At 33.7% G+C, this 25,304-nt stretch carries 27 protein-coding genes, 1 tRNA gene and 1 pseudogene; 15 read left to right on the top strand and 14 right to left on the bottom strand.

Annotated elements, in window-relative coordinates; translation table 11 throughout:
- The first annotated feature begins 41 nt into the window (after window positions 1-41).
- The 3 genes from AAYQ19_RS10775 to leuB all read left to right on the top strand — a co-directional run bounded on the left by AAYQ19_RS10775 (window position 42) and on the right by leuB (window position 3,616).
- Window positions 42-830 carry a methyltransferase domain-containing protein gene (locus tag AAYQ19_RS10775; RefSeq protein WP_343536243.1) on the top strand — a complete coding sequence of 263 codons (789 nt, stop codon included), beginning with the start codon at window positions 42-44 and terminating at the stop codon, window positions 828-830.
- Between the two features lie 46 nt (window positions 831-876).
- Window positions 877-2,397 (top strand): hydroxymethylglutaryl-CoA lyase-like TIM-barrel protein, encoded by a 1,521-nt coding sequence (locus AAYQ19_RS10780; RefSeq protein WP_343536244.1) that lies wholly within the window; start codon window positions 877-879, stop codon window positions 2,395-2,397.
- Between the two features lie 163 nt (window positions 2,398-2,560).
- Window positions 2,561-3,616, top strand: a complete 1,056-nt coding sequence (gene leuB, locus AAYQ19_RS10785; protein ID WP_343536246.1) for a 3-isopropylmalate dehydrogenase — start codon at window positions 2,561-2,563, stop codon at window positions 3,614-3,616.
- Between the two features lie 129 nt (window positions 3,617-3,745).
- On the opposite strand, the gene rbp is transcribed toward leuB, so the two are convergent.
- Window positions 3,746-4,090: an RNA-binding regulator gene (rbp, locus tag AAYQ19_RS10790; protein ID WP_343536247.1), complete on the bottom strand. Its 345-nt coding sequence runs from the start codon at window positions 4,088-4,090 to the stop codon at window positions 3,746-3,748.
- A 133-nt stretch (window positions 4,091-4,223) separates the two neighbouring features.
- Window positions 4,224-4,706 (bottom strand): DUF6252 domain-containing protein, encoded by a 483-nt coding sequence (locus AAYQ19_RS10795; protein ID WP_343536248.1) that lies wholly within the window; start codon window positions 4,704-4,706, stop codon window positions 4,224-4,226.
- Between the two features lie 194 nt (window positions 4,707-4,900).
- Between AAYQ19_RS10795 and AAYQ19_RS10800 the strand changes: the two genes are divergently transcribed.
- The 4 genes from AAYQ19_RS10800 to AAYQ19_RS10815 all read left to right on the top strand — a co-directional run bounded on the left by AAYQ19_RS10800 (window position 4,901) and on the right by AAYQ19_RS10815 (window position 7,332).
- Window positions 4,901-5,470 carry a 30S ribosomal protein S16 gene (locus AAYQ19_RS10800; protein ID WP_343536249.1) on the top strand — a complete coding sequence of 190 codons (570 nt, stop codon included), beginning with the start codon at window positions 4,901-4,903 and terminating at the stop codon, window positions 5,468-5,470.
- A gap of 15 nt (window positions 5,471-5,485) precedes the next feature.
- Window positions 5,486-6,010 carry a ribosome maturation factor RimM gene (rimM, locus tag AAYQ19_RS10805; protein ID WP_343536250.1) on the top strand — a complete coding sequence of 175 codons (525 nt, stop codon included), beginning with the start codon at window positions 5,486-5,488 and terminating at the stop codon, window positions 6,008-6,010.
- Window positions 6,011-6,243: 233 nt separating this feature from the next.
- Complete coding sequence (locus AAYQ19_RS10810; RefSeq protein WP_445709694.1) at window positions 6,244-6,531, top strand: four helix bundle protein; 288 nt, start codon at window positions 6,244-6,246, stop codon at window positions 6,529-6,531.
- Between the two features lie 93 nt (window positions 6,532-6,624).
- A complete protein-coding gene (locus tag AAYQ19_RS10815) occupies window positions 6,625-7,332 on the top strand; it encodes a tRNA1(Val) (adenine(37)-N6)-methyltransferase (protein WP_343536251.1) in 708 nt (235 codons plus the stop codon).
- Between the two features lie 52 nt (window positions 7,333-7,384).
- Here the strand turns inward: AAYQ19_RS10815 and AAYQ19_RS10820 are convergent, their stop codons facing one another.
- The 6 genes from AAYQ19_RS10820 to AAYQ19_RS10845 form a co-directional block, all read right to left on the bottom strand.
- Window positions 7,385-8,677 carry an HlyD family secretion protein gene (locus tag AAYQ19_RS10820; RefSeq protein WP_343536253.1) on the bottom strand — a complete coding sequence of 431 codons (1,293 nt, stop codon included), beginning with the start codon at window positions 8,675-8,677 and terminating at the stop codon, window positions 7,385-7,387.
- A 3-nt stretch (window positions 8,678-8,680) separates the two neighbouring features.
- Window positions 8,681-10,873 carry a peptidase domain-containing ABC transporter gene (locus AAYQ19_RS10825; protein WP_343536254.1) on the bottom strand — a complete coding sequence of 731 codons (2,193 nt, stop codon included), beginning with the start codon at window positions 10,871-10,873 and terminating at the stop codon, window positions 8,681-8,683.
- A 319-nt stretch (window positions 10,874-11,192) separates the two neighbouring features.
- Window positions 11,193-11,384 (bottom strand): hypothetical protein, encoded by a 192-nt coding sequence (locus AAYQ19_RS10830; protein ID WP_343536255.1) that lies wholly within the window; start codon window positions 11,382-11,384, stop codon window positions 11,193-11,195.
- A 93-nt stretch (window positions 11,385-11,477) separates the two neighbouring features.
- Complete coding sequence (locus AAYQ19_RS10835) at window positions 11,478-11,675, bottom strand: hypothetical protein (protein WP_343536256.1); 198 nt, start codon at window positions 11,673-11,675, stop codon at window positions 11,478-11,480.
- A 109-nt stretch (window positions 11,676-11,784) separates the two neighbouring features.
- A complete protein-coding gene (locus AAYQ19_RS10840) occupies window positions 11,785-11,961 on the bottom strand; it encodes a hypothetical protein (RefSeq protein ID WP_343536257.1) in 177 nt (58 codons plus the stop codon).
- Window positions 11,962-12,014: 53 nt separating this feature from the next.
- Window positions 12,015-13,571, bottom strand: a complete 1,557-nt coding sequence (locus AAYQ19_RS10845; RefSeq protein WP_343536258.1) for a vitamin K epoxide reductase family protein — start codon at window positions 13,569-13,571, stop codon at window positions 12,015-12,017.
- A 261-nt stretch (window positions 13,572-13,832) separates the two neighbouring features.
- Between AAYQ19_RS10845 and AAYQ19_RS10850 the strand changes: the two genes are divergently transcribed.
- On the top strand, window positions 13,833-13,979 hold the full coding sequence (locus AAYQ19_RS10850) for an rSAM-modified peptide (protein WP_343536260.1): 147 nt from the start codon (window positions 13,833-13,835) through the stop codon (window positions 13,977-13,979).
- A 35-nt stretch (window positions 13,980-14,014) separates the two neighbouring features.
- Window positions 14,015-14,152: an rSAM-modified peptide gene (locus tag AAYQ19_RS10855; RefSeq protein ID WP_343536262.1), complete on the top strand. Its 138-nt coding sequence runs from the start codon at window positions 14,015-14,017 to the stop codon at window positions 14,150-14,152.
- 110 nt (window positions 14,153-14,262) lie between these two features.
- Here AAYQ19_RS10855 and AAYQ19_RS22030 read toward each other — a convergent pair whose 3' ends face one another.
- On the bottom strand, window positions 14,263-14,520 hold the full coding sequence (locus AAYQ19_RS22030) for a helix-turn-helix domain-containing protein (RefSeq protein ID WP_371199621.1): 258 nt from the start codon (window positions 14,518-14,520) through the stop codon (window positions 14,263-14,265).
- A 570-nt stretch (window positions 14,521-15,090) separates the two neighbouring features.
- Window positions 15,091-16,011: pseudogene (locus AAYQ19_RS22035) on the bottom strand (tetratricopeptide repeat protein); the annotation flags it as partial.
- A 165-nt stretch (window positions 16,012-16,176) separates the two neighbouring features.
- Between AAYQ19_RS22035 and AAYQ19_RS10865 the strand changes: the two are divergent.
- The 5 genes from AAYQ19_RS10865 to AAYQ19_RS10885 all read left to right on the top strand — a co-directional run bounded on the left by AAYQ19_RS10865 (window position 16,177) and on the right by AAYQ19_RS10885 (window position 20,416).
- A complete protein-coding gene (locus AAYQ19_RS10865) occupies window positions 16,177-17,358 on the top strand; it encodes an acyl-CoA dehydrogenase family protein (RefSeq protein ID WP_343536264.1) in 1,182 nt (393 codons plus the stop codon).
- A gap of 86 nt (window positions 17,359-17,444) precedes the next feature.
- On the top strand, window positions 17,445-18,227 hold the full coding sequence (locus tag AAYQ19_RS10870) for a DUF3050 domain-containing protein (RefSeq protein ID WP_343536265.1): 783 nt from the start codon (window positions 17,445-17,447) through the stop codon (window positions 18,225-18,227).
- 99 nt (window positions 18,228-18,326) lie between these two features.
- Entirely contained in the window at window positions 18,327-19,100 is a 774-nt protein-coding gene (locus AAYQ19_RS10875) for an AraC family transcriptional regulator (RefSeq protein WP_343536267.1), read from the top strand.
- Between the two features lie 68 nt (window positions 19,101-19,168).
- Window positions 19,169-19,597, top strand: coding sequence for a hypothetical protein (locus AAYQ19_RS10880; RefSeq protein WP_343536268.1), 429 nt, complete (start codon window positions 19,169-19,171; stop codon window positions 19,595-19,597).
- A gap of 57 nt (window positions 19,598-19,654) precedes the next feature.
- Complete coding sequence (locus AAYQ19_RS10885) at window positions 19,655-20,416, top strand: SGNH/GDSL hydrolase family protein (RefSeq protein WP_343536269.1); 762 nt, start codon at window positions 19,655-19,657, stop codon at window positions 20,414-20,416.
- A 198-nt stretch (window positions 20,417-20,614) separates the two neighbouring features.
- On the opposite strand, the gene AAYQ19_RS10890 is transcribed toward AAYQ19_RS10885, so the two are convergent.
- Together AAYQ19_RS10890 and AAYQ19_RS10895 are read right to left on the bottom strand one after the other, a co-directional pair.
- Window positions 20,615-20,701, bottom strand: a tRNA-Ser gene (locus tag AAYQ19_RS10890).
- A 57-nt stretch (window positions 20,702-20,758) separates the two neighbouring features.
- On the bottom strand, window positions 20,759-21,628 hold the full coding sequence (locus AAYQ19_RS10895) for a LysR substrate-binding domain-containing protein (protein WP_343536270.1): 870 nt from the start codon (window positions 21,626-21,628) through the stop codon (window positions 20,759-20,761).
- A gap of 90 nt (window positions 21,629-21,718) precedes the next feature.
- Here AAYQ19_RS10895 and AAYQ19_RS10900 point away from each other — a divergent pair, with 90 nt between their 5' ends.
- Window positions 21,719-22,960 carry an MFS transporter gene (locus AAYQ19_RS10900; RefSeq protein WP_343536271.1) on the top strand — a complete coding sequence of 414 codons (1,242 nt, stop codon included), beginning with the start codon at window positions 21,719-21,721 and terminating at the stop codon, window positions 22,958-22,960.
- A 185-nt stretch (window positions 22,961-23,145) separates the two neighbouring features.
- Here AAYQ19_RS10900 and AAYQ19_RS10905 read toward each other — a convergent pair whose 3' ends face one another.
- Both AAYQ19_RS10905 and AAYQ19_RS10910 read right to left on the bottom strand, forming a co-directional pair.
- Window positions 23,146-24,174, bottom strand: coding sequence for an asparaginase (locus AAYQ19_RS10905; protein WP_343536272.1), 1,029 nt, complete (start codon window positions 24,172-24,174; stop codon window positions 23,146-23,148).
- Window positions 24,164-25,300, bottom strand: coding sequence for a 1-acyl-sn-glycerol-3-phosphate acyltransferase (locus AAYQ19_RS10910; protein WP_343536274.1), 1,137 nt, complete (start codon window positions 25,298-25,300; stop codon window positions 24,164-24,166). Before AAYQ19_RS10910 ends, AAYQ19_RS10905 begins: the two co-directional genes overlap by 11 nt.
- Window positions 25,301-25,304: the final 4 nt, after the last annotated feature.

The raw sequence follows: 25,304 nt of genomic DNA on the forward strand, positions 1-25,304 counted from the left end.
TATAATTTTGTGCATTTCGGTAGTTCAATAATTCTTTTCAGATGAAAGCAAACAAACACATTCAAAGGGACGAAACAGCCAATAAAATATTCGACAACAGAAATTTAACAAATGATTACAAAAATCTAATATCCATACTAAAACCAGGAATGAAAGTTCTTGATGTGGGTTGCGGAACAGGATCTATTTCGAAAGATATTGCAAAGATTGTTGGAGAAAATGGAAAAGTAGTCGGAATTGACAATACTGAAAATTTCATTATAAGCGGAAAAGAATCTTACAAAAACACAACGAACTTAGAATTAATTCATGTTGATTTATTCGATTTTAATCCAGAGGAAAAATTTGATTTAATCGTTTCAGCAAGAACGCTTCAATGGTTAAGCAATCCAAAGGAAGCTTTGGTAAAGATGAAATCCTTACTGAAACCAAATGGTCAAATTTCGATTTTAGATTATGACCACACTAATTTAGACTGGAATCCGTCACCTCCGGAAAGCATGCAGGAGTTCTACAATATATTCCTAAAATGGAGACAGGATGCCGGAATGAATAATAGAATTGCAGAAGATTTGCCGAATTTATTAGAAGAAGTCGGTTTTCACTCGGTTGAAAAAATCAATTCGGATGAATTTTATACCAAAGAAAGAGAAGATTACAAATCGAAAATAGGCATTTGGTCTAAAGTTGCCGGATCTTCTCAAATGGTAGAAGAAGGTTATTTGGATAATAATTTGCGATTGAAAGCTATAGAAGAATACGACCATTGGGTAGAAACAGAAGCGGTTTCTATGACAATGAAATTAAATGAAGTGCGGGGAAAAATATAAACAAACAGAATACCCTTTTCAACAAAAAAGGTTTTAAAACAGCAATATGGAAAAAAGAAAAATTGAAATAATGGATACGACGCTCCGTGACGGTGAACAAACCTCAGGAGTATCATTTTCTGCTGCAGAAAAACTGACCATTGCGCAATTGTTGTTGGAGGAATTAAATATTGATAGAATCGAAATTGCTTCGGCGCGCGTGAGCGAAGGAGAATTTCAAGCCGTAAAAGGCATTACTTCTTGGGCTGAAGAAAAAGGATACATCAACAGAATTGAAGTTCTAACGTTTGTTGACGGCGGTGTTTCAATTGATTGGATGAAAAAAGCAGGTGCTAAAGTGCAAAATTTATTAACCAAAGGTTCAATGAATCACTTGACGCATCAATTAAAAAAAACACCTGAGCAACATTTTTCTGAAATCGCTCAAATCATTGCTTTAGCAAAAGAAAACAACATTGAAACCAATGTTTATCTGGAAGACTGGAGCAACGGAATGCGAAATTCCCCTGAATATGTTTTTCAATTTTTGGAGTTTTTATCAACGCAACCAGTCAAAAGAATTTTGTTACCTGATACTTTAGGCGTTTTAATTCCATCTTTAGCTTTTGAATTTATTTCAAATATAAAAGCAAAATACCCACAAATTCACTTTGATTTCCACGCTCACAATGATTACGATTTGAGCGTTGCCAATGTGATGGAAGCGATAAAAGCTGGAATCAACGGACTTCACGTAACGGTAAACGGAATGGGAGAACGCGCTGGAAATGCACCTCTTGAAAGTACCGTAGCTGTTATTAACGATTATTTACCGCAAGTAAATATCAATGTAAAAGAAACTTCATTGTATTCTGTAAGCAAATTGGTTGAAACGTTTACAGGTTATAGAATTCCAGCAAATAAGCCAATTGTCGGTGATAATGTTTTTACACAAACTGCCGGAATTCACGCCGATGGAGACAACAAAAACAATCTTTATTTTAATGATCTTCTTCCAGAACGTTTTGGAAGAAAACGCAAATATGCTCTAGGAAAAACTTCTGGAAAAGCCAATATCGAAAAGAATCTTCAAGAATTAGGTTTAAAACTAAACAACGAAGATTTGAAATTGGTCACTCAAAGAATTATCGAATTGGGCGACAAAAAAGAAACCGTAACGAAGGAAGATCTTCCATACATTATTTCTGATGTTTTGGACAGCCATACGTACGAAGAAAAAATCAAAATCGAATCTTATATCTTGGTCCACTCAAAAGGAATGCGCCCTTCGACTACTTTGTCCTTAAATCTTAATGGAGAAATAATCGAGGAAAACGCGCAAGGAGACGGTCAGTTTGATGCTTTTATGAATGCTTTATCTAAAATTTACAAAAGCAAAAAACTTACACTTCCAAAATTGATTGACTACGCTGTGAGAATTCCGCCAGGAAGTAGTTCTGATGCATTGTGCGAAACCATTATTACATGGGTAAACAACGGAAAAGAATTCAAAACCCGCGGATTAGATTCAGATCAAACCGTTGCAGCGATTATTGCAACGCAAAAAATGCTTAATATAATTACTTAAGGTTCTAAGTTGCTAAGATTCTAAGGCACTAAGGTTTTTCTTTGAACTTAGAATCTTAGCAACTCAAAACCTTAGAATTTTAAAATAAAAACTAAGTCAAAAAAGGAAAAAAACCTTAGAACCTTAGCAACTCAGAACCTTAGAACCTTTTAAAAAATATAGAATGAAATTAAACATAGCCCTTTTAGCCGGAGACGGAATCGGACCAGAAGTAATCGATCAAGCCGTAAAAGTATCAGATGCTATTGCACAAAAATTTGGACATGAAATCACTTGGAAACCAGCTTTAACTGGTGCTGCTGCAATTGATGCAGTAGGTGAACCTTATCCAGATGCAACACACGAAATTTGCAAAAATGCTGACGCCGTTCTTTTTGGAGCGATTGGTCACCCTAAATATGATAACGATCCTTCTGCACCAGTTCGTCCCGAGCAAGGTTTGTTAAAAATGCGTAAAGCATTAGGTTTGTTTGCAAACGTAAGACCAACTTTTACATTCCCATCTTTATTAGACAAATCGCCACTAAAAAGAGAAAGAATCGAAGGAACTGACTTAGTTTTCTTAAGAGAGTTAACAGGCGGAATTTACTTTGGTGAAAAAGGAAGAAAAGATAACGGAGATACTGCTTACGACAACTGCGTTTACACAAGAGCAGAAGTACAACGTTTGGCTAAAAAAGGTTTCGAATTAGCCATGACGCGTTCTAAAAAATTATGCTGCGTTGATAAAGCAAACGTTTTGGAAACATCACGTTTATGGAGAGAAACAGTTCAAGCAATGGAAAAAGATTATCCAGAAGTTGAAGTAAGCTACGAATTTGTTGACGCCGTTGCAATGCGTTTGGTTCAATGGCCAAACTCTTATGATGTATTAATTACAGAGAACTTGTTTGGAGATATCTTAACAGATGAAGCTTCTGTAATTTCAGGTTCAATGGGATTAATGCCTTCTGCCTCTATGGGAGCTGAAGTATCTTTGTTTGAGCCTATTCACGGTTCATACCCACAAGCTACAGGATTAAATATTGCGAACCCAATGGCTACTGTTTTATCTGCTGCTATGATGTTCGAAAACTTCGGATTGACGGAAGAAGGAAAAGCAATGAGAGACGCTGTAAACAAAGCTTTAGAAGCTGGAGTTGTTACTGAAGATTTAGCAAACGGTGGAAAAGCTTACGGCACTAAAGAAGTTGGTGACTGGTTAGCTGCGAACGTATAATTTTTGTTTCAAGTTTTATTTGTTTCAAGTTTCAGGTTTTCCAATTTGAAACTTGGAACCCAAAACAAAAACAACATAAAAAAAGGGATCAACTTTCGTTGATCCCTTTTATATTTTAGAAAAAAAATATTAATATTCTCCTCTGTTTCCGCGATCTCCGCCACGGTTGTTTCCGTAACCACCACGATTGTTTCCTCCGCGGTTGTTGTTAAAACTTCTTCTTTCGCCTTCTGGTTTTGGTTCAGATTTGTTTACAACGATTGTACGCCCAGAAACTACTGCTCCATTTAATTCGTCGATTGCTTTTTGCGCCTCAGCGTCATTTGGCATTTCAACAAAACCGAATCCTTTACTTCTTCCAGTAAATTTATCAGTAATAATTTTAACAGAGTCAACTGTTCCATAAGCCTCAAAAGACTCTCTTAAATCTGCTTCCTCAATACTGAATGGAAGGCTTCCAATGAAAATATTCATAGATATTTATTTATTATAATATAGCAAATGTAGTCTTATTTTTTTCTAATCTACTATAAGTAAGTTTATTTAAGTTTTTATTTAGATTTCAAAAAAACATAATATGGTAAAACCTATCATTTTAACAGAATACTTAATACTCGATAGTTGGCGTAATAGGAACTTTATAGAAAACACCTTCTGTAAAAGTCAGTTTTGGATTTTCAACATCAGCAGTATTTGAGTTTACAGCCGTAAATTTAAATGTCCCTGAAACAGTATTGTTTTCGGTATCATATTCCGTAATTACAATTTGGCCACTTCCTTTTTTGGTTCCCGTTGAAAAATCTTTAACATGCTCTGGAAAAGTATTTGCATAAGACGCTTTTGAAACATCATTAACACCTAAAATATAAGTTTTCACTATAGGAGAAGGCAACTGCAGTTTTACAGTTTCGTAACCCAATGAACCTTCAATAATTAAATTTCCATTTGTAACTAAATATGCTTTATGACCAACAGCCCTCCAAAACACATTATCTTTCAAGCCTTGAAAAGCAGGATTATTAAATTTCACATCTTCTGTGCATGAAGTGGCAACAATAAGAAGTAATAAAAAATAAAGGTGTTTTTTCATATTTCGTGGATTTGATGCAAAAGTATTGCATTTGAAATAAATATCTAAAATTTCAATCTAAAAACAGCAAAAAAAAACGGAATTTTGCTTTCTTAATATTTAATAGTATTTGAAACGTATATTTCATAAAAAAATTATATCTTTGCGCCCTTAATTAACAGAGGTCGAGTACCTCAAAATTTAATCATAAGATTATGTCAGTAAAAATTAGATTACAAAGACACGGTAAAAAAGGAAAACCTTTTTACTGGGTAGTAGCTGCAGATGCACGCTCAAAAAGAGATGGTAGATACTTAGAGAAAATCGGTACTTACAATCCAAACACTAACCCAGCAACTGTTGAGTTAAACCTTGACAGCGCAGTTAAATGGTTACACAATGGTGCTCAACCAACTGATACTGCAAGAGCTATCCTTTCTTACAAAGGTGCTTTATTGAAACACCACCTTGATGGAGGAGTACGTAAAGGTGCTTTAACTCAAGAGCAAGCTGATGCTAAGTTAACTGCTTGGTTAGAAGCTAAAGCTGGAAAAGTTGATGCTAAAAAAGATGGTTTATCAAAAGCGCAAGCTGATGCTAAAGCTAAAGCTTTAAAAGCTGAAAAAGAAGTAAACGCTAAGCGTGTAGCTGCTGCGGCTCAAGCTGAAGCTGATGCTATCGCTGCTGCACAAGCTGCTGAGGCTACTGAAGAAGTTGCTGAAGTTGAAGCTGCAACTGAAGAAGCTCCGGCTGCTGAAGAGAATAACGAAACAACTGAAGCATAATTTTACTTAGCGATAATGCGTAAAGAAGAATGTTTTTATTTAGGTAAAATCGCTAAAAAATTTAGTTTCAAAGGTGAAGTTCTGATCTATTTAGACACAGACGAACCTGAGTTATACGAAAATCTGGAATCAGTGTTTGTTGAACACAACAAACACTTGGTTCCTTTTTTTATTGAAACAAGCTCATTACACAAAAACGACTTTCTAAGAGTTCGTTTTGAAGATGTAAATACCGAAGAAGATGCTGATGCTCTTGTTGGAAACGGCATTTATCTTCCTTTAACTATGTTGCCTAAACTTTCTGGCAACAAATTCTATTTCCACGAAGTTATTGGTTTTGAAATTGAAGACAAACGCTTGGGTGTTTTCGGAAAAATAACCTCTATAAACGATTCAACTGCTCAGCCTCTTTTTGAAGTATTGAATGGCGAAGTAGAAATTTTAGTTCCAATGATTGATCATTTTCTTGTAAAAATCGATCGCGAGAACAAAAAAGTAATCATGGATCTTCCGGAAGGATTGGTTGAAATGTACCTTTAGTTTTAAATTCCAAATTTAAAAAATTCCAAATTCCAATATTGGAAAAAATATGCAATTTAAAAACTCCTAACCTTAATTAAAAAAGAAGGAAAAAACTTTCTTTTTTGTTTTTTCAATATATTTACTTTCCAAAAGAATTGGAATTTGGAATTTAACTATTGGAATTTAAAAATGCATAAACCATACAATTAGAAGAAAGAACATTTTTATTTGCTAAAGAATGTCGACTTTACATAAGAACATTACCTAAAAACACATCAAATATTGAAGACGGAAAACAATTGATAAGATCTTCTGGCTCTATTGGCGCAAATTACATTGAAGCAAATGAAAAATTGAGTGATAAAGATTTAATTTTCAGATTAAAAATTGCTCGAAAAGAAGCAAAAGAATCAAAATATTGGCTTCAATTATTAAACGATTTAAATCCCGATCAAAAATCACTTTCAGAATCTTTGTTATTTGAAATAGAAGAATTAAGAAAAATTCTTTCCTCTATAATTACTAAAACATCTAGTTAACAAATTAATATTAAATCTTACTTTTGCAGCAGAAAAATCATCTTCTCACTTTCAAATTGGAATTTGGAATTTAAAAATTGGAATTTATAAAATATGTTTAAGTTCAAACAATTCTCTGTTAAACAAGACAAAACCGCTATGAAAGTAGGCACAGATGGTGTTTTACTTGGTGCATGGGCTCCTATTTTTCACAATCCGTTTAGTGTTTTAGATATTGGTGCAGGAACTGGAATTATTGCCTTGATGCTGGCGCAACGCACACATGCTGAACAAATTGATGCTCTTGAAATTGATGAAGACGCTTATGAACAAGCGGTAGAAAATTTTGAAGCTTCTCCTTGGGGCGACCGATTATTCTGTTTTCATGCGGGTTTAGATGAATTTATTGAAGAGCCAGAAGATGAGTATGATTTAATCATTTCGAATCCGCCTTTTTATGCTGAAGATTATAAGACAGATAACGAACAACGCGATTTAGCTCGTTTTCAAGACGCAATGCCTTTTGAAGAAATTGTTGAAGCTGCCGATTTATTGCTTTCTGAAAACGGAATTCTAGCCGTTATAATTCCATTTAAAGAAGAAGAAAAATTTACTGCTTTGGCCAAAGAATTTGAATTGTATCCAATAAAAATTACCAGAGTAAAAGGCACTCCAAAAACAGAAATCAAACGCAGTTTATTGGCTTTTAGCCGAAATGACGTTTCTGAAATTGAAATTGACGAATTAGTTATCGAAATTGATCGTCATGTTTATACTGCAGAATATATTGAATTGACTAAGGAATTTTATTTAAAGATGTAAATTCATCTTTGTCAAAGTTTGAAACTTTGACAAAGATTTCTATTTATTTTTTTTAGACTTGCTCAAAAACATTTTTAAACTGATATAGAATTCGTTCAATCAAACGTAAATCTTCGGTTACAATCTCTGCTCTTCCTTTCATTTCTTGTTGAAAAACAATTTGTTTGTTGTATGAAGTTTTGAGCCCGTTTGGCAAGGCTACGTCAAGCAATAAGTTACCATCTTTGTCTGGAACTAACGAAATGTTTCTTATTTCTCCTTTCAAAACCCCAAATTCACGGTCTGGATAATTTGACAAACGAATATTAACACGCTGGCCGATTTTTATCTTACCCGAATTCAATGCTGGCGCTTTAACTTTTCCGATATAGCCATTTTTTGCATCGGGAATAATCGAAAATACATTATCGCCTACATTAATGGTCTGACTTTCGTTCCAAACTTGCAAAAAGGTTACAACACCACTGATCGATGATTTCAGCGTATAAGCCAATTCCCAGTCTTTGATAACTTTTTTGAGTTGATAAAAAGATTGCGCCATATTTCGGCCTAAGTTTACTTCTTCTTTAGTACCACTAATTTGAGAAGTCTGACTCAACTTTGTATTATCAATCAAAGCCGATTTCAACTGTGAAATCGAAGACAAAAGCCCTTTATAACTCTTCTGCGCCTGCAAATAACCCAGTTTTTTGGCTTCCATTTCCTGTGCTGAAATAATTCCCTTATTGAATAAAGTCTCAAAACGCGCGATTTCATTCTTTTGAAGCTGAAGCTCGCTTTCGTTGATTATTTTCTGTTGTTGCAGAATTTCCAATCTTTCCTTGATCTGTACTTTTTCCGAAATCTGCGCACGGTTTTCAACTTCAAAAGGCTTTAAATTTTCGTTTAATTTTTCTGCTTCATAATCTTTTTGAAAAACACCAAAAGCGCTCTCTATCTCACCCAACTGAAGATTTTTCAGCTTAGCAAACGGAAATGCTTTATTAGAATCGTTGATATTATAATTCTCAACGATGCTTTTTAGCAAAAAAACATCCTTATAATTTGCTGTATTTTCAATGATTGCCAAAGTCGTATTTTTAGCAACTGTCGCTTTGTTTTTAACCAAAATTGCTTCAATACGTCCAGACGATTTGGAAACGATTTTTTCTGGCGGAATATTGGTTGTAATTACAATTTCGGTATTCACAACATCTGGGTATTTCACAAACCAAGAAACAAAAAACAACATCACAATGATAACAAAAATGAGAACAGTCCCCCATCTGATCATCCAGTGAGGCACTTTTGTGAGAATGTCTTGAACTTCCTCGCTTCTTAGTTCCAATGTATTATGATCTTCCATGGCTTAATTTCCTAATTGTAATTGGTTTTTAACCAGTTCAAAATAATTTCCTTTTTGCTGCACAAGCGCAGAGTGATTTCCAATTTCAATGATTTTCCCTTTGTCCAGCACCACAATCTGATCTGCATTCATAACCGTACTCAAGCGATGCGCTATTACGATTACGGTTTTATCTTTAAAGAAAACATCCAGTTTCTGCATAATTTCCTTTTCATTATTGGCATCCAAAGCTGAAGTCGCCTCGTCAAAAAACAAGATCTCAGGATTTTTATAAACCGCTCTAGCAATCAACAATCGTTGCTTTTGACCGGAGCTCATCCCAGTTCCCTCTGCTCCAACTTTAGTATTATATCCAAGTGGAAGCTCGCTTATATATTCTTTTATATTGGCAACATCAGCCGCATAAAGCAAACGTTGCTTATCAATTTTATCAACCCCAATAGCTATATTGTTGGCAATCGTGTCACTAAAAATAAAACCTTCCTGCATGACAGCTCCAATATTTGAACGCCAGGCTTTTTGCGAAATATTTCTAAGATGGGCATTTCCTATGGTAATTTCGCCTTTTTCCGGCTCATAAAACTTCAAAAGAAGTTTCATCAAAGTCGTTTTTCCGCTGCCACTGGTCCCTACAATAGCCGTTACTTTATTGGCAGGAATTGTAAGATTCAGATCCTTCAAAACTGGAATATCTGATCCTAGATATCGATAACTAAGATTCTTTATTTCAATGTCGGCATCATACGGAACTTCACCGGTTTGATGGCTTTCCTGTTGTGTTTCATCTTCTTTTTCATGAATTTCAGACAATCTAGCCAATGAAATTTTAGCATCTTGAACTTCTCTAACAAATTCAATAAGTTGTGCAACTGGCCCGTTTAAACTTCCAACAATCGAACTGATGGCGAGCATAACTCCAAGTGTAATAGATCCATCAATTACTAATTTGGCAGAAAGAAAAACAATAAAAATATTTTTAAGCTCATTAATGACAGATGAACCTATAGTCTGTGTCTGTTCTAAAACCAAACCTTTTATCGAAACCCTGAACAATCTTGCCTGAATATATTCCCAACCCCAGCGTTTTTGTTTTTCGGCATTGTGTAGTTTGATTTCCTGCATTCCGTTGATAAGCTCCATCACTTTGCTTTGTTCCTGAGAAATCTCTGCAAAACGTTTATAATCCAAAACTTCCCTTCTTTTCAAGAAAAGTGTAATCCATCCAAAATAAAAAATGCTTCCGGCAAAGAAAATTAAAAAGATCTTCCAGTTGAAATAAGCCAAAACAGCACCTAAAACAAACATATTTATAACTGAAAACAGAACGTTTAGTGAAGATGTAGTAAGGATTTTTTCGATTCGACGATGATCATTAATGCGTTGCATAATATCTCCAGTCATTCTCACATCAAAAAATGAAATTGGAAGATTCATCAACTTGATGAAAAAATCTGAAATCAGAGAAATATTGATTCTAGTTGAAAGATGAAGTAATATCCAGCTTCTGATAAGTTCCAAACTCGTTTTTCCGGCAAAAAGAAACAATTGCGCAAAAAGAATCAGATAAATAAAATGAAGATTCTGATTTTGGATTCCAACGTCAACAATACTTTGCGTTAAAAACGGAATAATCGCCATTATCAAACTGCTCGCCAGCAATCCGATGCTCAACTGCATCAAATACGATTTATAACGCAAAACATATTGCGATAGCAAACTAAATCCTAGGCCTTTATTATCTTCTTTATCAAAATCCGTTTGAAAGAATTTTGGTGTTGCTTCCATCAACAAAGCAATTCCTTCATTGGTAGCATCATCGGCATTATTGCCAATCCATAATTTCAGAAAATCCTCCTTGTTGTATTCAAGCAATCCAAAAGCTGGATCAGAGACATAATAAATTCCTTTTTTTATTTTGTAAAGTACAACATAATGATTTTTGTTCCAATGCAAAATAGCCGGCAAAGGTGCTTCATCTAGTCTTTCGGCACTTAATTTTACACCCAGCGTTCTAAAACCAATTTTCTCGGCGGCGTCGCTCAAAAAAAGCAAATTGCTTCCTTCACGAGTTGTTTCGCTGTTTTCGCGCAACTCCTGAATATTGACTGTCTTTCCGTAATGTTTGGCTACTATTTTTAAACACGTTGGCCCACAGTCTTTATGATCTGCTTGTTTATAATGGGGGAATTTTTTCAATTTTATGTTGATTTAATCTAGAGCAATTTAACATTATATTTCTTTATATAATAAAAAAACAGAGAAGAAATAAATCCACTCTGTTTACTATTAAAAAAAAAATGAAATTTCAGTAAAACTATATTTCTCTAGGATCTGCCACTGGTTAACCTAACCAAATAAAATTAACGCAGCGGCCAATTTCCTGAGAATCCCGACACCAATCATCAATGTTGGGATATTTGCTCAATGTTCCACGATCGAGCGGCCTATAGATTCAAAAAAAAACATGACTAAATTTTTGAAAGGCTTTATATTGTTTACTTATAAAATTTAATATTTAGCAGCATAAACGGCCTGTGTTGCAAATGCCTGGCACAGTATCCATTGGGCAAACTCCGCCGGCTGGTATTAAAATACATCCCGCCTCAAGAGCATGAATCCAACATTCAGGAATACCTCCCTTCATTGTTTTTTGCTCATTTTTATCAATTTTGTGAACATGTTTCAGACTTAAAATTTTCTTTATCATAAAATTCAAATTAAGATTTGGCAATTTTTATTTCTAAAACATCTTTGCTTTCAAAGCTCTGCTTAATTTTAAGCTTATTAAGAGCCGAAAATGTTATCCCAGCACCAAAGTGTCTGAATAACTCATTTCTAACGCAAAATAGTCCGTACAGTCTTCATATGACATTGCTGACACATAATCCCATGCGTTGCATTTTGACGCAGTCTCTTTCGCATAATTACCCATGATCAATTTTTGTTCACTGGCAGTTATTTCCTGTGTTCCTTCTAGGTTTAAAATATTCTTTAACATAATCTTCAATTTTATATCTCTACTTCATTTAAAATCTTCACCCAACATATTTAATTCTCAAGTTTTTGAAATTGCAGAGAAGCCTTTAAACTTCTCTGCACTATTCTTTTTATGGGCATTTAAAATACCCTCTATCAATAGTCCAACACATTCCCACTTCAGGGTCGGTTCCGCCTGCAATATTTTTTTGCTCTTCTTTTGTTAATTTTTTAGTCCCTTCCGATTTTAAAAATTTTTCTAACATGATTTGTGGGTTTTTGTTTCTTGGTAATAGCACTTCAATCATTTTGAGACACTTGAAGCTTATGTCTATCCCTGCGCAGGAATTTAGTAAAGCTGCTAAGCTATTTTTTCTAGAACTTCAACTTCTTCAGCAAAATCGTTTAAGAAGTATTTTAGTTCGCTCAGTTCATACTCGTTTGGAAATAATTTTTCATTTACGATTTTGACTGGGGTATAATTAAAATTATTTTTAGAACACCACTCATATTGTTTATTGATCTCTTGGCTGATCATGATGCTAACAGGTTCAACGTGCCATTTTTTAAGCCATTTTTTAAGGCTCATTTTTTTGATGTGCCAGTCTGAAATTGCTTCAACCGTTTTTCCTGGTGTTGTTCTATTGATTGTCAAGATTCTTTCAACAATTATTTTATATGGATTCTCTGTATTTTCAGGATTTATATTAAATAAAACATTCAAATAGATTTTATCCGGAAATCTCAAAACAAGATCAAATGCTTCATGAAATGTTTTGTGGCAATGTCCGCAGCTTGGACTTATCACTATAGATAATTTAATTGCTGCACTTCTACTTCCAAAATTCAAACCTCTCAACTCTTCAAGTCCATCAGGGTGAGGCACTTTTTTAGCCAAGAAATTTAATAGTGAATAATTTCTTTTGAATTTTTTTAGATCTTTAAGTGAATTTTCACTATTCAAAACGTTTTTAATCATAGGTTTCATTGCTAGCCAAATTGGAACCAATAAAGCCAATGAAAAAACAAACGGAAATACGCTTTCGAAACTAAATGTCAACGTGAATAAATCTGATGAAAACCAGATAAAACTCTGCACAAAAATCAAAAATGAAACCATCAAACACATTACGCACCATTTTTGCAATTCAAATTTTTGGATCCAAATAGACGATACTATAATAGGAATCGCTAAAAGGCTTAAAAATCCAATAAAGATGGCTGAACTTAATGGCTGAATTAATATCGCTACAAAACTTGCTGTAAAGAACATTAATGGCAAATCAGAAAAGTTGAAAACTTTATTTTCTGTCCCTTCACTAGAATTAATTACAGAATCACAAGACGAATCCGAGCTCAGATTGCAAAATTTAGCTATTACGCTGTTTTTAAAGCCTAATTTTTCTTGAGCAATAAAAACACTCACCATGAATCCTAATGTTGATGTAATTAAAAATACAACACTAAAAAAATCATACGTATTATAAAAGAACGACAAACCAATTAAAAGCAAAAATGGCAACGAATATTTCAACCAATTATATTCTACTTTAAGGTTTTCTCTTGCAATAACATTATTAGGTTCAATTGCAACAATTACCCCATTCCAATCTAAAAGGAATTTCTCATATGATAATTTTTGAACTCCTTTTTTAATAGTTGTTATACGCACATCGTTTTTAGCCTTTTCTACTAAAGTAAGTTCATCTTTAAAGTAAGCTAGAAAATTAGATGGCAAATCTACTATTTGTTCTTTCGGAACTCTTATAGCCGCATTTTCGATTGATAATAAATCTAACGAATCTGTTATCGCAAATAAACTTGGATAATTAGGATGAGACAAAAACAAATCCTTGAACTCATTTTTGATCTCTGAGTATCTATTTATTTGTAGAAATTTTTGGACTAGTTTTAACATCGTTTTCGACTGCGTTTAAATCGTTATTACAGTACAAAGATTGTGGTTTTTATCGAGAAAAAGTGACCTTTGGTAGACATTTTATCAATTATACTACATACAATTTATAAATTATACCAGTCATAGGTAAACTTGCAATTTATTGAAAATCAATTATTTGTGATGATTTTTTTTGTTCCAAAATTGTCAAAACCCAAATCTCGACCAAGCGTTTTCCTTTTTCTCTAGCTTTGACATATCAATAACTTAATTATTAAAGTCATGGCAAATAAGACATTAAAATTCGAAGATTTTGAAGCCGAAAAATTATCAAAAAATGAGCAAAAAATAGTACGCGGCGGAGACGGTGAAGATTATCCTCCATACGACCCAGGAAAAGGATCTACTGGAAAAGGAGGAAATGGATAATACTTTTTAAAAATCAATTTATAAATCAAAATATCATGAAGAATACAAAAATGAAAATCGAAGATTTTGAAACTTTAAAATTATCTTCAAATCAGCAAAAAGCTGTTCGTGGAGGAGATGATGAAACAGATGTTAAAAACGAGCCTGGAAAAGGATCTACGGGAAATGGATAAAACCATTTTTTATATCGAAATAAAATATTTACAGCTAAACTCACTATCAAGTTTAGCTGTATTTTTTTTTCGCTTAGAAAAATTTTTATCAAGCGTGAAAATTTTTACATCTAAATATTGCTTGCAAACTGAGCTGGGGAAACGCCTGTTCTTTTACGGAATGATTTTGCAAATGAAACTGCATTTTTAAAACCAACACTTTCGGCAATAGCTTGTGTAGAGTATTTGCGATACATGTGATTGGTAATCATCTCATTGATTACATAATTGATTTTAAGTTCATTTGAATATTCTCCAAAAGATTTCCCAAATCGCTTATTTACTACGTAAGACAAATAAGTCGTATTAGTTTTAATTTTCTTCGCCACATAAGGCAACGTAAAATCGGCATTAAGATATTCAAGCTTATTTTCAAGTGCCAATAATTTTTCGACAATTTTATTTTCCTTCGCTTCGTCAATACTTAAATTGGCATTCTCTTTTTTAAGATGAATTTCTTCTGTCTCCAAGTTATCAGTAGCTTCTACTAAAATTGGAGGATTTTCTTTTTTCTCTAAATTAGCTTTAAACTCTTCAATCAAGGCATTCATTTTTTTATGCGCCTTATTCTTATCTCGAATGTTTTTTATTAGAAAAAATACAATGCTCAAAACAAGAAGAACATAAAATACCTTTAATGCTTTACTTATTAAAACATCATATTTATATTTTTCCTGAATATTAAGCATTTCCTGTCCCAAATCTTCTACGCCTAATTTATAATTTACTTCTTGCGATTCGTCTCTTAATTTTGCCTCAGATTTTTCATAAGCATTTAAGTAAATTTTGGAATGTTTATAAGCTTCTTCTGGTTTGTTAAGTGCACTGTAAATTTTAGCCTGCAGGTAATTTGATTTCAAAAAACTTTCATCCAAAGTTTTATTTTTCAAGGAAATAGAATCGACTTTTTTTAAGCAAACCAAAGACTTCTCATATTTTCCTGCATAAAAATACAAGTCCCCCAAATTATAATTAGCAGTGTGATAAAGGTTTTCTGAATTATTTTGTTTTGCTAAAAACAAAATATCATAATAGATTTTTTCAGCATTTTTATTGTCACTCTTCATTAGGTAAATATTTCCCAAGCTCATTTTAGCTGCAATTTTATTGCTTGTGAAATTTTGAGAATAAGTAACCGCTTTTTTATAAAAATATTCAGCCGAGTCAAGCAAATACTTTTTATTTTGATTTTTCATAAAATAGCCCTCATAGGAACCACCTAAGTCCAAATTGATATTGCTTTTGCTATTTTGAAATTGTTCTTTAGAATAAACCCTTTCGTTTTTATCAATAAAATCGTTGTTCTGTCTTAAATTTTTAATTGATAATTGATAATTCCCAACCTGCTCATTAACAATTGCAATATTACTTTTAAACTTAACGATTTGAATAACGTCTTCAACCTTAATGGAAAACTTAATCCCTTTTTGATAATTTTCAATTGCAGCACTCAAATTACCTCTTTTCCATTCGGTTAATCCTCGAAAATTATATAAATAAGCCGTAAGTTTTGTTTTTCCTGAGGATTCAGGCATTTTGTCTAAATACTGAAAACTTTTTTTGTATGTTTCTTCAGATTTTTTGCGATTGCCTTTCATTTGATACAAATAAGAAGCTGCACCATTAGCAAATGCTAGGTGCGCATTATTGTTCGATTTCATCAATTCCTTCGTATATGCAAGACCTTGATCGACGTTGTCATTAAAACTGAATCGAATTTTATCTTGCAGGACTAAGTATTCCTGTTCACTAATTTGAGTTTGTTGAGAAAAACTCGTATTAAAAACAAGAAAAAATAAAAAAGAGATGATTAGCCTCATTAATTTGTTTTTGGATTCCAAAAATAACGCATAAATTTTCAATATACTAAAATTTATTTGCCATAGTCTTGTTAATTTTACAACAAAATTAAAAAAATATAACAATTTAGCTTTGTTTTGTTATATTTTTATTACGTAAATTTGTTTTTGTAAAACATATCAAAAATGAAACCAGATTTATTTCAAGCACCAGATTATTATAACCTTGACGATTTATTAACTGACGAACACAAATTGGTTCGCGAATCTGCTCGTGCATGGGTCAAAAGAGAAGTTTCTCCTATCATAGAAGAATATGCTCAAAGAGCAGAATTTCCAAAACAGATTATTAAAGGACTTGGAGAAATTGGCGGTTTCGGACCTTATATTCCAGTAGAATATGGCGGGGCTGGCTTAGACCAAATTTCGTATGGTTTGATCATGCAGGAAATCGAAAGAGGCGATTCTGGAGTACGATCAACCTCATCTGTACAGTCTTCTTTAGTAATGTATCCGATTTGGAAATATGGAAACGAAGAGCAACGCATGAAATATTTGCCAAAACTTGCCACTGGAGAATGGATGGGTTGTTTTGGTTTAACCGAGCCAGATCATGGTTCTGATCCTGGAAGCATGATTACGAATTTTAAAGATATGGGCGATCATTATCTTTTGAATGGTGCCAAAATGTGGATTTCAAATGCTCCTTTTGCTGACATTGCAGTAGTTTGGGCAAAAAATGAAGAAGGAAGAATTCACGGTTTAATTGTTGAACGTGGCATGCAAGGTTTCACAACGCCTGAAACACACAACAAATGGTCGCTTCGTGCATCTTCAACAGGCGAATTGATTTTTGACAATGTAAAAGTTCCAAAAGAAAATCTTTTACCAAATAAATCTGGATTAGGAGCACCTCTTGGTTGTTTAGATTCAGCTCGATACGGAATTGCATGGGGTGCAATTGGTGCAGCGATGGACTGTTACGATACTGCTTTAAGATATGCTAAAGAAAGAATCCAGTTTGGAAAACCAATTGGAGGAACGCAATTACAACAGAAAAAATTGGCCGAAATGATTACTGAAATCACAAAAGCGCAATTACTGACTTGGCGTTTAGGTGTTTTGAGAAACGAAGGAAAAGCAACAACTGCTCAAATTTCGATGGCAAAACGTAATAATGTTGACATGGCCATTCATATTGCGCGCGAAGCCAGACAAATGTTAGGCGGCATGGGAATCACAGGCGAGTACTCAATTATGCGCCATATGATGAACCTAGAAAGCGTTATTACTTATGAAGGAACTCACGATATTCATTTATTGATTACCGGAATGGATGTAACTGGAATTCCAGCATTTAAATCATAAACAATTATTAAAGTATATACAAAATCAATTTAAAAAGCTTCTTCAAAACGGGAAGCTTTTTATCTTTGCACCAAAATTTACCATAAATGAATATTGAAACTATAAACAATAGCATTCAACCTCAAAAAGACCAGCTTTTACAGCACTCTTTATACAGCAAAATTCAAAACATCGATGACTTGCACAGTTTTCTTGAAAATCATGTTTTTGCGGTTTGGGATTTTATGTCATTGTTAAAAGCTTTACAAGCCAAACTTACTTGTACAACAACACCTTGGTTTGCCACAAAAAACCCAGAAACAAGATATTTGATTAATGAAATTGTTCTCGCAGAAGAAACTGATTTGACAATTGACGGGAGAAGACAAAGCCATTACGAAATGTATCTTGAAGCAATGGAAGATTGCGGTGCCGATACATCTGGAATTAATAAGTTCTTGTCTGAAGTACATTCACTTCACAATATTTTTGTAGCGATCAAACAAAGTTCGCTTCATCCAGAAATAAAAGCTTTCTTAGATTTTACTTTCAGAGTTATTGAAGAAGGAAAGCCACACGAAATTGCGGCTGCTTTTACTTTTGGAAGAGAAGATTTGATTCCGAGTATGTTTACTGAAATCCTGAAAAACTTTCAAAAAAATCTTCCAGAAATAGATTTGAAGAAATTATTATATTATTTCGAAAGACATATTGAACTTGATGCTGACGAACACGGTCCAATGGCGATGCAAATGATCACCGATTTATGTGAAGATGACGCTCAAAAATGGAAAGAAGTTGAAGAAGTTTCAATTCTTGCTTTAGAAAAACGAATCGGACTTTGGAATGCCATTGAGGAAGAAATTCTTTTAAAAGCAGAAATGGTCTAAACTAAAAACGAGGTATTTTTTACCTCGTTTTTTATTTTAAAAAAACTAGAAATTGTTTTCCGTATCTTTGATATTCATTGATTGTAAACTAGATACAAAATGAAAATTACAGATTTCAGTCCAACAGAATCATTAAAACCTTTCATAAAGACTTACAGAATTATTGAAAGTCAAGACGAATTGGTTAATCGGGTTTTGCCGGGCACTTCACTTACAATCGCTTTTAGATGTAAAGGAGAAGTCAATTACATCAAAGAAAATTATCCCGATAAATTATCCGTTTCTACAATTTCAGGAATTCGCAAATCTGTACGCTTAATTCATTATTCTAAAAACACAACCACTCTAATTATTCTGTTTAAAGAAACCGGCGCAACAGCATTTTTTAAAGAACCTCTTCATGAATTGTTTGAAGAAAGTGTACCTCTTGATAATTTTATTCCGCAGCAAAAAATAAATCCAATAGAAGAACTCTTAGCCGAGACCAAAAACCATAATCAAAAAATTGCCATTATAGAACAATTTCTATTATCTAAATTGTACAATTACAAACCTGACAAATTAATTTCTGCGGCGATCTCACTTATTCAGTCCAAAAAAGGAAATGTCAAAATAAAAGAACTAGCCGACACCCTTTTTATAAGTCAGGATGCCTTCGAAAAGAGATTTAGAAAAACAGTAGGATCATCACCAAAACAATTCTGTAGTGTGATTCGAATGAAAGCAATTATTGACCAAAAACAGCAAAATAAAAACCTCATCGATCTGGCAATTGATGCGGGATATTTTGATCAGCCACATTTTAATAAAGATTTTAAATTATTTACAGGACAAACTCCAGGAGAGTTTTTCAACTTTCCTTCCTTTTGGTAAATCAATGATTTTTTACAATGATTTAGTTTCTGCAATTCTGAATTTTACATAGACAAAAATTGAGAACTATGAAAACAAATTTTTTAATCGGAATCATCTGCCTGACTTTGTTTAGCTACAAAACAAATGCACAAACAGCAGATAATAATTTACAAACAGAAACTAAAAAATCAGAAAACATGAAGCAGATCTTTATTGATAAATTTATCGTGCCCCAAAAATCAAAACAAGAATTTCTGAAAAGAGTAGACATTAACAGAAATATTGTAAAGAAATTAAACGGTTTTGTAAAAGACGACGCTTACGAACGAACAGATGAAAAAGGAGATTTAATTTATATCACCATTGCCGTCTGGGAAAACGAAACTGTTTTAAAAAAGGCAAAAGAAATCGTTCAAGCCGAATATAAAAAAGAAGGTTTTGACATTGCCGAAATGCTTACAAGATTAAACATTACGATGGAAAGAAACATCTATAACGAAGCTAGAAAACCATAATAGGTAATTTAACGTAACTATTTGTTTAAGATGTTCACAAACTTAATTTCCCAAATTATGAAACCGCATTTCAAACAAATAGTTATGGTTATCTTCTCGATATTAGTGAGTTGCAGCGCTGATCAATCAGATTCTGGAAGCAATTCAGTTCCTCCAGCAACAACACCGCCAACTACAGAAGTTCCAACAACTCCAATTTCAAAATCCATTAATTATCTCGCTTTAGGCGACAGTTATACCATTGGACAAAGCGTTTGCGAAACCTGTCGTTACCCAGAACAACTTAAAGCCAAATTACAAACCATTTATCCCGAAACTTCATTTTCATTAAAAGTCATTGCTACAACAGGATGGACAACAAGCAATTTGATTTCGGCCATAAACACTCAAAATCCAGAATCAAATTATGATTTGGTAACGCTTTTAATTGGTGTGAACAATCAATATCAACATTTGGATTTTTCGGTTTACGAAAAAGAATTTCCACAATTACTCAATAAAGCAATTGCATTAGCAAAAGGCGACAGTAAAAATGTAATTGTCCTTTCGATTCCAGATTATGCTTATACTCCATTCGCAGCAAATTACACCGACGCAAACCGAACAAAAATCTCAAGCGAACTAGATCATTATAATTCTTTTGCCGAAAGTTATTGCATCACAAAAAACATCGCATTTATTTCCATCACCGACATTACTCGACAAGGACTAAACAACCCAAGTTTAGTTGCATCAGATGGCCTTCATCCTTCTGAAAGTGCTTATAAAATGTTTGTGGAGCGCATGTTGCCGAAAGTAAAAATGGTTTTACAGGATTAATATTTTATTTAGAAGCAGAAAAAATCGTTTTCAAAACAAGTTTAGTCCCGCTATCCGCTGTATCTTTTATGGTCCCGATAGCTATCGGGGCCATAAAAGGATGTCGCTTCTATCGGGGCTAGAAGAGAAGTTTTTGGTTTTTTAAAGAAATAAAAAAGCCCGCAATTTCTTAAAAATGAAATTGCGGGCTTTTATTAGCAGAAAGGAAGGGATTCGAACCCTCGATACAGTTACCCATATACTAGCTTTCCAGGCTAGCTCCTTAAACCACTCGGACACCTTTCTTTGTTGGTCTGCAAAGAACACAAAAAAAAATGAGTTTTAAAAACAAAATCTTAAATCTTAAATGCTTTTCCTAAATTCTTCTACAAACAATTTTACCGCTTTTTTTTGGTAGCCACCCATTGTCAACATAAACGAATCTCTTTTAGTAACAACACCCGTAATTTGGATCGCCTTAAGCTGATCCCAACCTTTTAAAGCCTTTTCTGCAACAATAGTTGCCCAATCACTATTCTCTACCATTTGCAATAAGGCATGAATCGAATGTAATTCAATTGCAATTTTAGGCACCATATTGAACTTCTGAAACAACTCTTCAACAAATTCTCTTGAATTTGATCCTTTTCCCGGCAATACCAACTCAATTTCATCCATTTTCTTGAACGGAATTTTGTCTAAATGCGCCAAAGGATGTGTTTTTGAAACTGCCATTACCATATCTGAAGTAAACAAAGGTACTTTCTGAATTGGAAGCTCAATGGGATGTGAGGAAATAACCAGAACAACGTCCAGTTCATTATTAAGCAATTTTTGTTCTAGTCCTTCTGTTGTTCCATATTCTACAATAATTTTTAGTTTTTTATATTGTTTTGCAAATGCATTCACGACAGGCAAGATCAACAAACCAAAAATGTACGTAACGCCAATTCGCAATTCTCCACCAATCATTTCATTCAAATCGTCAATAGCTTGTTTTCCGTTTTGGACATTTTCGATGACTTGTTTGGCATGAATCAAAAAAACTGAACCGGCTTCGGTAAGCTGAACTTTTTTCCCTATTCGAATAAACAAAGGCAGACCGAGCTCTTCTTCTAACTTTTTTATTTGTTGCGAAAGTCCAGATTGCGTCACAAAACACAATTCAGCTGCTTTTGTAAAATGCAATACTTCAGCCGTTTTTATAAAATATTCAAGTTGATACAATTCCATATTGATAAGTTTAACTACTTATTATCAGTAAAATTATTAATTTTTCTAATGTAATCATAATCCCGACCTTTGTATTAAATATTTCAGGTCATGTTTAAAGCATTAAAATCAAAAAATTTCAAACTATTCTTTTACGGTCAATCAGTTTCTGTAGTTGGAACATGGTTGCAAAAAACAGCCGTAAGTTGGATGGTTTATAGTGTTACGGGATCTGTTTTTTTATTGGGACTTGCTACTTTTTTGAGTATGATTCCATCCTTATTTCTTGCGCCTTTAGCTGGAAGTATTATTGGTCGTTATGACCGTCACAAAGCCATGATTTTATTACAATCTTTAGCTATGCTTCAGGCCGGAGCTCTTGCTTTGCTGATTTATTTGAAAATCTATGACATGAATTTCATTCTGGCTTTGAGTCTTTTTCAAGGAATCATCAACTCTTTTGATATGACTTGTCGTCAAACGATGATGATTGATATTGTCGATGACAAGGAAGATTTGCCAAACGCTGTCGCCTTAAACTCTACTCTAAATAATTTCGCCCGAATTGCTGGTCCAGCACTTGCTGGAATTATTCTGCACAATTACGGCGAAGACATTTGTTTTATTGGAAACTTCTTAAGTTATATTCCGGTTTTGGTTTCACTATTAATGATGAAAATCACACCGCATATCAAAGCCGAAGACAAATTCAAAATGTGGGATGATTTTGTTGAAGGTTTAGATTATGTCAAAAAAGAAAGCGAAATGGCAAAAATGCTTTTAATATTGATGTGTAGCAGTTTATTTGTAATTTCTTTCAATACGCTAATGCCAGTTTTTGCGAAAGATATTTTTAGTGGAAACGCCCAAACGTTCAGCTGGTTTGAAAGTGCTGCCGGAATTGGTTCAATCGTATCCGCAATTTATCTGGCAAATCTTAAAAGAGCCGACAATATGAGCAAAATAATGATCGCAGCGAGCTTATTATTAGGTTTTAGTATTATTATACTTGCTTACTCAAATAGTTTGACTATCGCGCTTATTTGCATGGCGCTGAGCGGCGTAGGAATGATGGCGCAAACCTCATCTATAAACATTTACGTTCAAACACAAAGTTCTGTGAACATGAGATCAAGAAGCATTAGTTATTATTTAATGGCTTATCAAGGAATGATTCCTGTGGGAAGTTTGATAATTGGGTATGTTTCTCACATTATCGGAACGAGAAATACGGTTGCTATTCAAGGAATAATCTGTATTATTTCTGTAATTGTTTACGTTTACTACAAAAGACAGACTTCAGAGGAAGAATTGGAAAGTTGTCCAGTTACTTATAAAAATTCCAAAAATTAACCTTTTTAAATTCCAATTAGAAAATTCCAAATTCCAATTTTCCAATCTTTGCCGAATCCCGCGTGCGATCCTTCCTTTGTCAGGATGACAAACTGGACTGTTCAACTTTGTCAAAGTTTAAAACTTTGACAAAGTTCTTAACCACGAAGTATTTGGAATTTGGTATTTAAAAATTGGAATTTTATTTACGAGATCTCGCCTCGAAGAGCAGTCTCAAAAATATCCTTAAATTCATTTTGTGGAATATTGTGCCCAAGCAAATACATCAATTTTGTAATTGCAGCTTCTGTAGTAATATCTTTTCCAGAAATGACACCTAAAGATTTTAATGCTGTACTCGTTTCGTATTGTCCCATATTCACACTTCCGCCTGAACATTGGGTTACGTTTATGATATGCATTCCCGATTTGATGGCTTTTTCGATTAGATTTAAAAACCAGTCTTCCGTTGGTGCGTTTCCTGAGCCATAAGTTTCTAGAACAATACCGCGTAGACCTTGAGTTGCTAGGATTGAAGCTAGAACAATTTCACTCATTCCAGGAAACATTTTGATGATGGCAACATGATTGTCTAAGTTTTTATGAACAATCAGTTTGACATCTTTATTTATCGGAAGAAACAGATGTTTGTTCAATTTCAAATGAACGCCAGATTCTACTAGTTCAGGATAATTTGGTGCTGTAAAAGCTCTGAAATGTTCTGCATTTACTTTAGAAGTTCGGTTTCCTCGGTATAATTTATATTCAAAATACAAACAAACTTCAGTAATAACCGGTTTTCCGTCTTCTTGAAGAGACGCTATCTGAATTGCTGTAATCAGGTTTTCTTTTGCATCAGTACGCAAATCTCCAATTGGCAATTGTGAACCTGTAAACACTACTGGTTTTGCCAAATTCTCCAACATAAAACTCAATGCTGAAGCCGAATACGACATCGTATCTGATCCGTGTAAAACTACAAATCCATCAAAAGAAGTGTAGTTTTCCTCAATCATTGTGGCAATTTTGGTCCACATTTGAGGATTCATATTCGAAGAATCTATTGGATGTTCAAATGAAATCGATTCGATTTCACAATCCAATTGCTTGATTTCTGGAATTTTCTGAATTAATTTACCAAAGTTGAAAGCTTTTAGCGCTCCTGTTTCAAAATCTTTGCTCATACCGATGGTTCCTCCGGTATAAATCAATAATATTTTTGCTTTAGATGACATCTTGGTATTTTAATTTGTTGACAACAGGATTGGCGTACATAGCTAAAAATCCTTGTCTTGTCACAGGATTATCGCTTCCGATTCTCATTTCTAAACGACGCTCAAAAAGCTGTTTTTCGCTCTCTTTATACTTGTGAGTGAATTTGTCTGTTTCGTTTAAAATATCGTAAGCAATAAAGTTTGTTGGCCATAATTGATAGTTTTTCAAAATAACATCATCAATCGTTTGTGCCAAAGCTTGAACTTGCTTGTTTGCATTGTCATTCTCAGCCACAATCTGATCGATTTCTGTATCTAGAACATCGCCAACAGAAATGTGTATTCTTTTTTTAGTTCCCATGATACCACTTATAATGGTCATGAAATCTTCGTTTTTGTCTTTTACGTAAACTTCGTTGTTTGCTTCTGCCATTAATTGTGGCATTTTCAAAACATCGGTAGGATCATATTCATACGAAATAGAAACCGGAACGATTTTTAATTTCTTAAAATAATTCATCAAATCTTCTTCATCAGAAGCCATTCCGATCATTTTTAAAACCCCTGGATTGGTTTCGTCGTTTCCATCTTTTGTTCTTCCTTCTCTTTGGGCAATCCAAACCGAACGGTTTTCGCGAAGCAATAATTGTCCCATATATTCAGACAATAATTTTGAACTTTGCAGCATTTCACGAGGCGTTAATCCTCTTAAAACCAAAAAATTTCTGTTTAATTTTGCTAAAGTTGCCAAGAAAGCTTTCTTCACCAAATTATCTCCAATTGCCGAAGCGGTCATTACCAAACCATGTTCAAACAAACAAACGTTCAATAATGTAGTATCCAAAAGAATATCTCTATGATTGGAAATAAACAAATAAGAAGTATTTGGTTCTAGTTTTTCAAAACCCGAAGTCGTCAAACCTTCAGAGCTTTTTTCTAGAACTTTCTGGATTGTATTGTAAATAAAGTTGCATTGAAAATCACGAATAGAGTGTGTTTTCTTCAATTGTTCCTTCCAAACCTCATCTTCTACTTCCGGAAAAGTAAAGTTCATCATGGTTTTCATCATCGGATGATTGACAACACCATGAAGTGCTTCATTTATTTCGGAATCATAAAACGGTCGAATGGCATCAAATCTCTGCATTATT

This window comes from Flavobacterium mesophilum (assembly GCF_039581405.1).
In the GTDB taxonomy this organism is placed as follows: domain Bacteria; phylum Bacteroidota; class Bacteroidia; order Flavobacteriales; family Flavobacteriaceae; genus Flavobacterium.

What these genes read in the sequence shown, in the direction of transcription:
- AAYQ19_RS10835 (WP_343536256.1), bottom strand. Translation starts at nt 11,675, where the DNA reads ATGTTAAAGAATATTTTAAACCTAGAAGGAACACAGGAAATAACTGCC.
- AAYQ19_RS10845 (WP_343536258.1), bottom strand. Translation starts at nt 13,571, where the DNA reads ATGTTAAAACTAGTCCAAAAATTTCTACAAATAAATAGATACTCAGAG.
- AAYQ19_RS10795 (WP_343536248.1), bottom strand. Translation starts at nt 4,706, where the DNA reads ATGAAAAAACACCTTTATTTTTTATTACTTCTTATTGTTGCCACTTCA.
- rbp (WP_343536247.1), bottom strand. Translation starts at nt 4,090, where the DNA reads ATGAATATTTTCATTGGAAGCCTTCCATTCAGTATTGAGGAAGCAGAT.
- AAYQ19_RS10910 (WP_343536274.1), bottom strand. Translation starts at nt 25,300, where the DNA reads ATGCAGAGATTTGATGCCATTCGACCGTTTTATGATTCCGAAATAAAT.
- AAYQ19_RS10870 (WP_343536265.1), top strand. Translation starts at nt 17,445, where the DNA reads ATGAATATTGAAACTATAAACAATAGCATTCAACCTCAAAAAGACCAG.
- AAYQ19_RS10865 (WP_343536264.1), top strand. Translation starts at nt 16,177, where the DNA reads ATGAAACCAGATTTATTTCAAGCACCAGATTATTATAACCTTGACGAT.
- AAYQ19_RS10895 (WP_343536270.1), bottom strand. Translation starts at nt 21,628, where the DNA reads ATGGAATTGTATCAACTTGAATATTTTATAAAAACGGCTGAAGTATTG.
- leuB (WP_343536246.1), top strand. Translation starts at nt 2,561, where the DNA reads ATGAAATTAAACATAGCCCTTTTAGCCGGAGACGGAATCGGACCAGAA.
- AAYQ19_RS10905 (WP_343536272.1), bottom strand. Translation starts at nt 24,174, where the DNA reads ATGTCATCTAAAGCAAAAATATTATTGATTTATACCGGAGGAACCATC.
- AAYQ19_RS10820 (WP_343536253.1), bottom strand. Translation starts at nt 8,677, where the DNA reads ATGGAAGATCATAATACATTGGAACTAAGAAGCGAGGAAGTTCAAGAC.
- AAYQ19_RS10900 (WP_343536271.1), top strand. Translation starts at nt 21,719, where the DNA reads ATGTTTAAAGCATTAAAATCAAAAAATTTCAAACTATTCTTTTACGGT.
- AAYQ19_RS10800 (WP_343536249.1), top strand. Translation starts at nt 4,901, where the DNA reads ATGTCAGTAAAAATTAGATTACAAAGACACGGTAAAAAAGGAAAACCT.
- AAYQ19_RS10850 (WP_343536260.1), top strand. Translation starts at nt 13,833, where the DNA reads ATGGCAAATAAGACATTAAAATTCGAAGATTTTGAAGCCGAAAAATTA.
- rimM (WP_343536250.1), top strand. Translation starts at nt 5,486, where the DNA reads ATGCGTAAAGAAGAATGTTTTTATTTAGGTAAAATCGCTAAAAAATTT.
- AAYQ19_RS10855 (WP_343536262.1), top strand. Translation starts at nt 14,015, where the DNA reads ATGAAGAATACAAAAATGAAAATCGAAGATTTTGAAACTTTAAAATTA.
- AAYQ19_RS10830 (WP_343536255.1), bottom strand. Translation starts at nt 11,384, where the DNA reads ATGATAAAGAAAATTTTAAGTCTGAAACATGTTCACAAAATTGATAAA.
- AAYQ19_RS10840 (WP_343536257.1), bottom strand. Translation starts at nt 11,961, where the DNA reads ATGATTGAAGTGCTATTACCAAGAAACAAAAACCCACAAATCATGTTA.
- AAYQ19_RS10815 (WP_343536251.1), top strand. Translation starts at nt 6,625, where the DNA reads ATGTTTAAGTTCAAACAATTCTCTGTTAAACAAGACAAAACCGCTATG.
- AAYQ19_RS10880 (WP_343536268.1), top strand. Translation starts at nt 19,169, where the DNA reads ATGAAAACAAATTTTTTAATCGGAATCATCTGCCTGACTTTGTTTAGC.
- AAYQ19_RS10885 (WP_343536269.1), top strand. Translation starts at nt 19,655, where the DNA reads ATGAAACCGCATTTCAAACAAATAGTTATGGTTATCTTCTCGATATTA.
- AAYQ19_RS10875 (WP_343536267.1), top strand. Translation starts at nt 18,327, where the DNA reads ATGAAAATTACAGATTTCAGTCCAACAGAATCATTAAAACCTTTCATA.
- AAYQ19_RS10775 (WP_343536243.1), top strand. Translation starts at nt 42, where the DNA reads ATGAAAGCAAACAAACACATTCAAAGGGACGAAACAGCCAATAAAATA.
- AAYQ19_RS10780 (WP_343536244.1), top strand. Translation starts at nt 877, where the DNA reads ATGGAAAAAAGAAAAATTGAAATAATGGATACGACGCTCCGTGACGGT.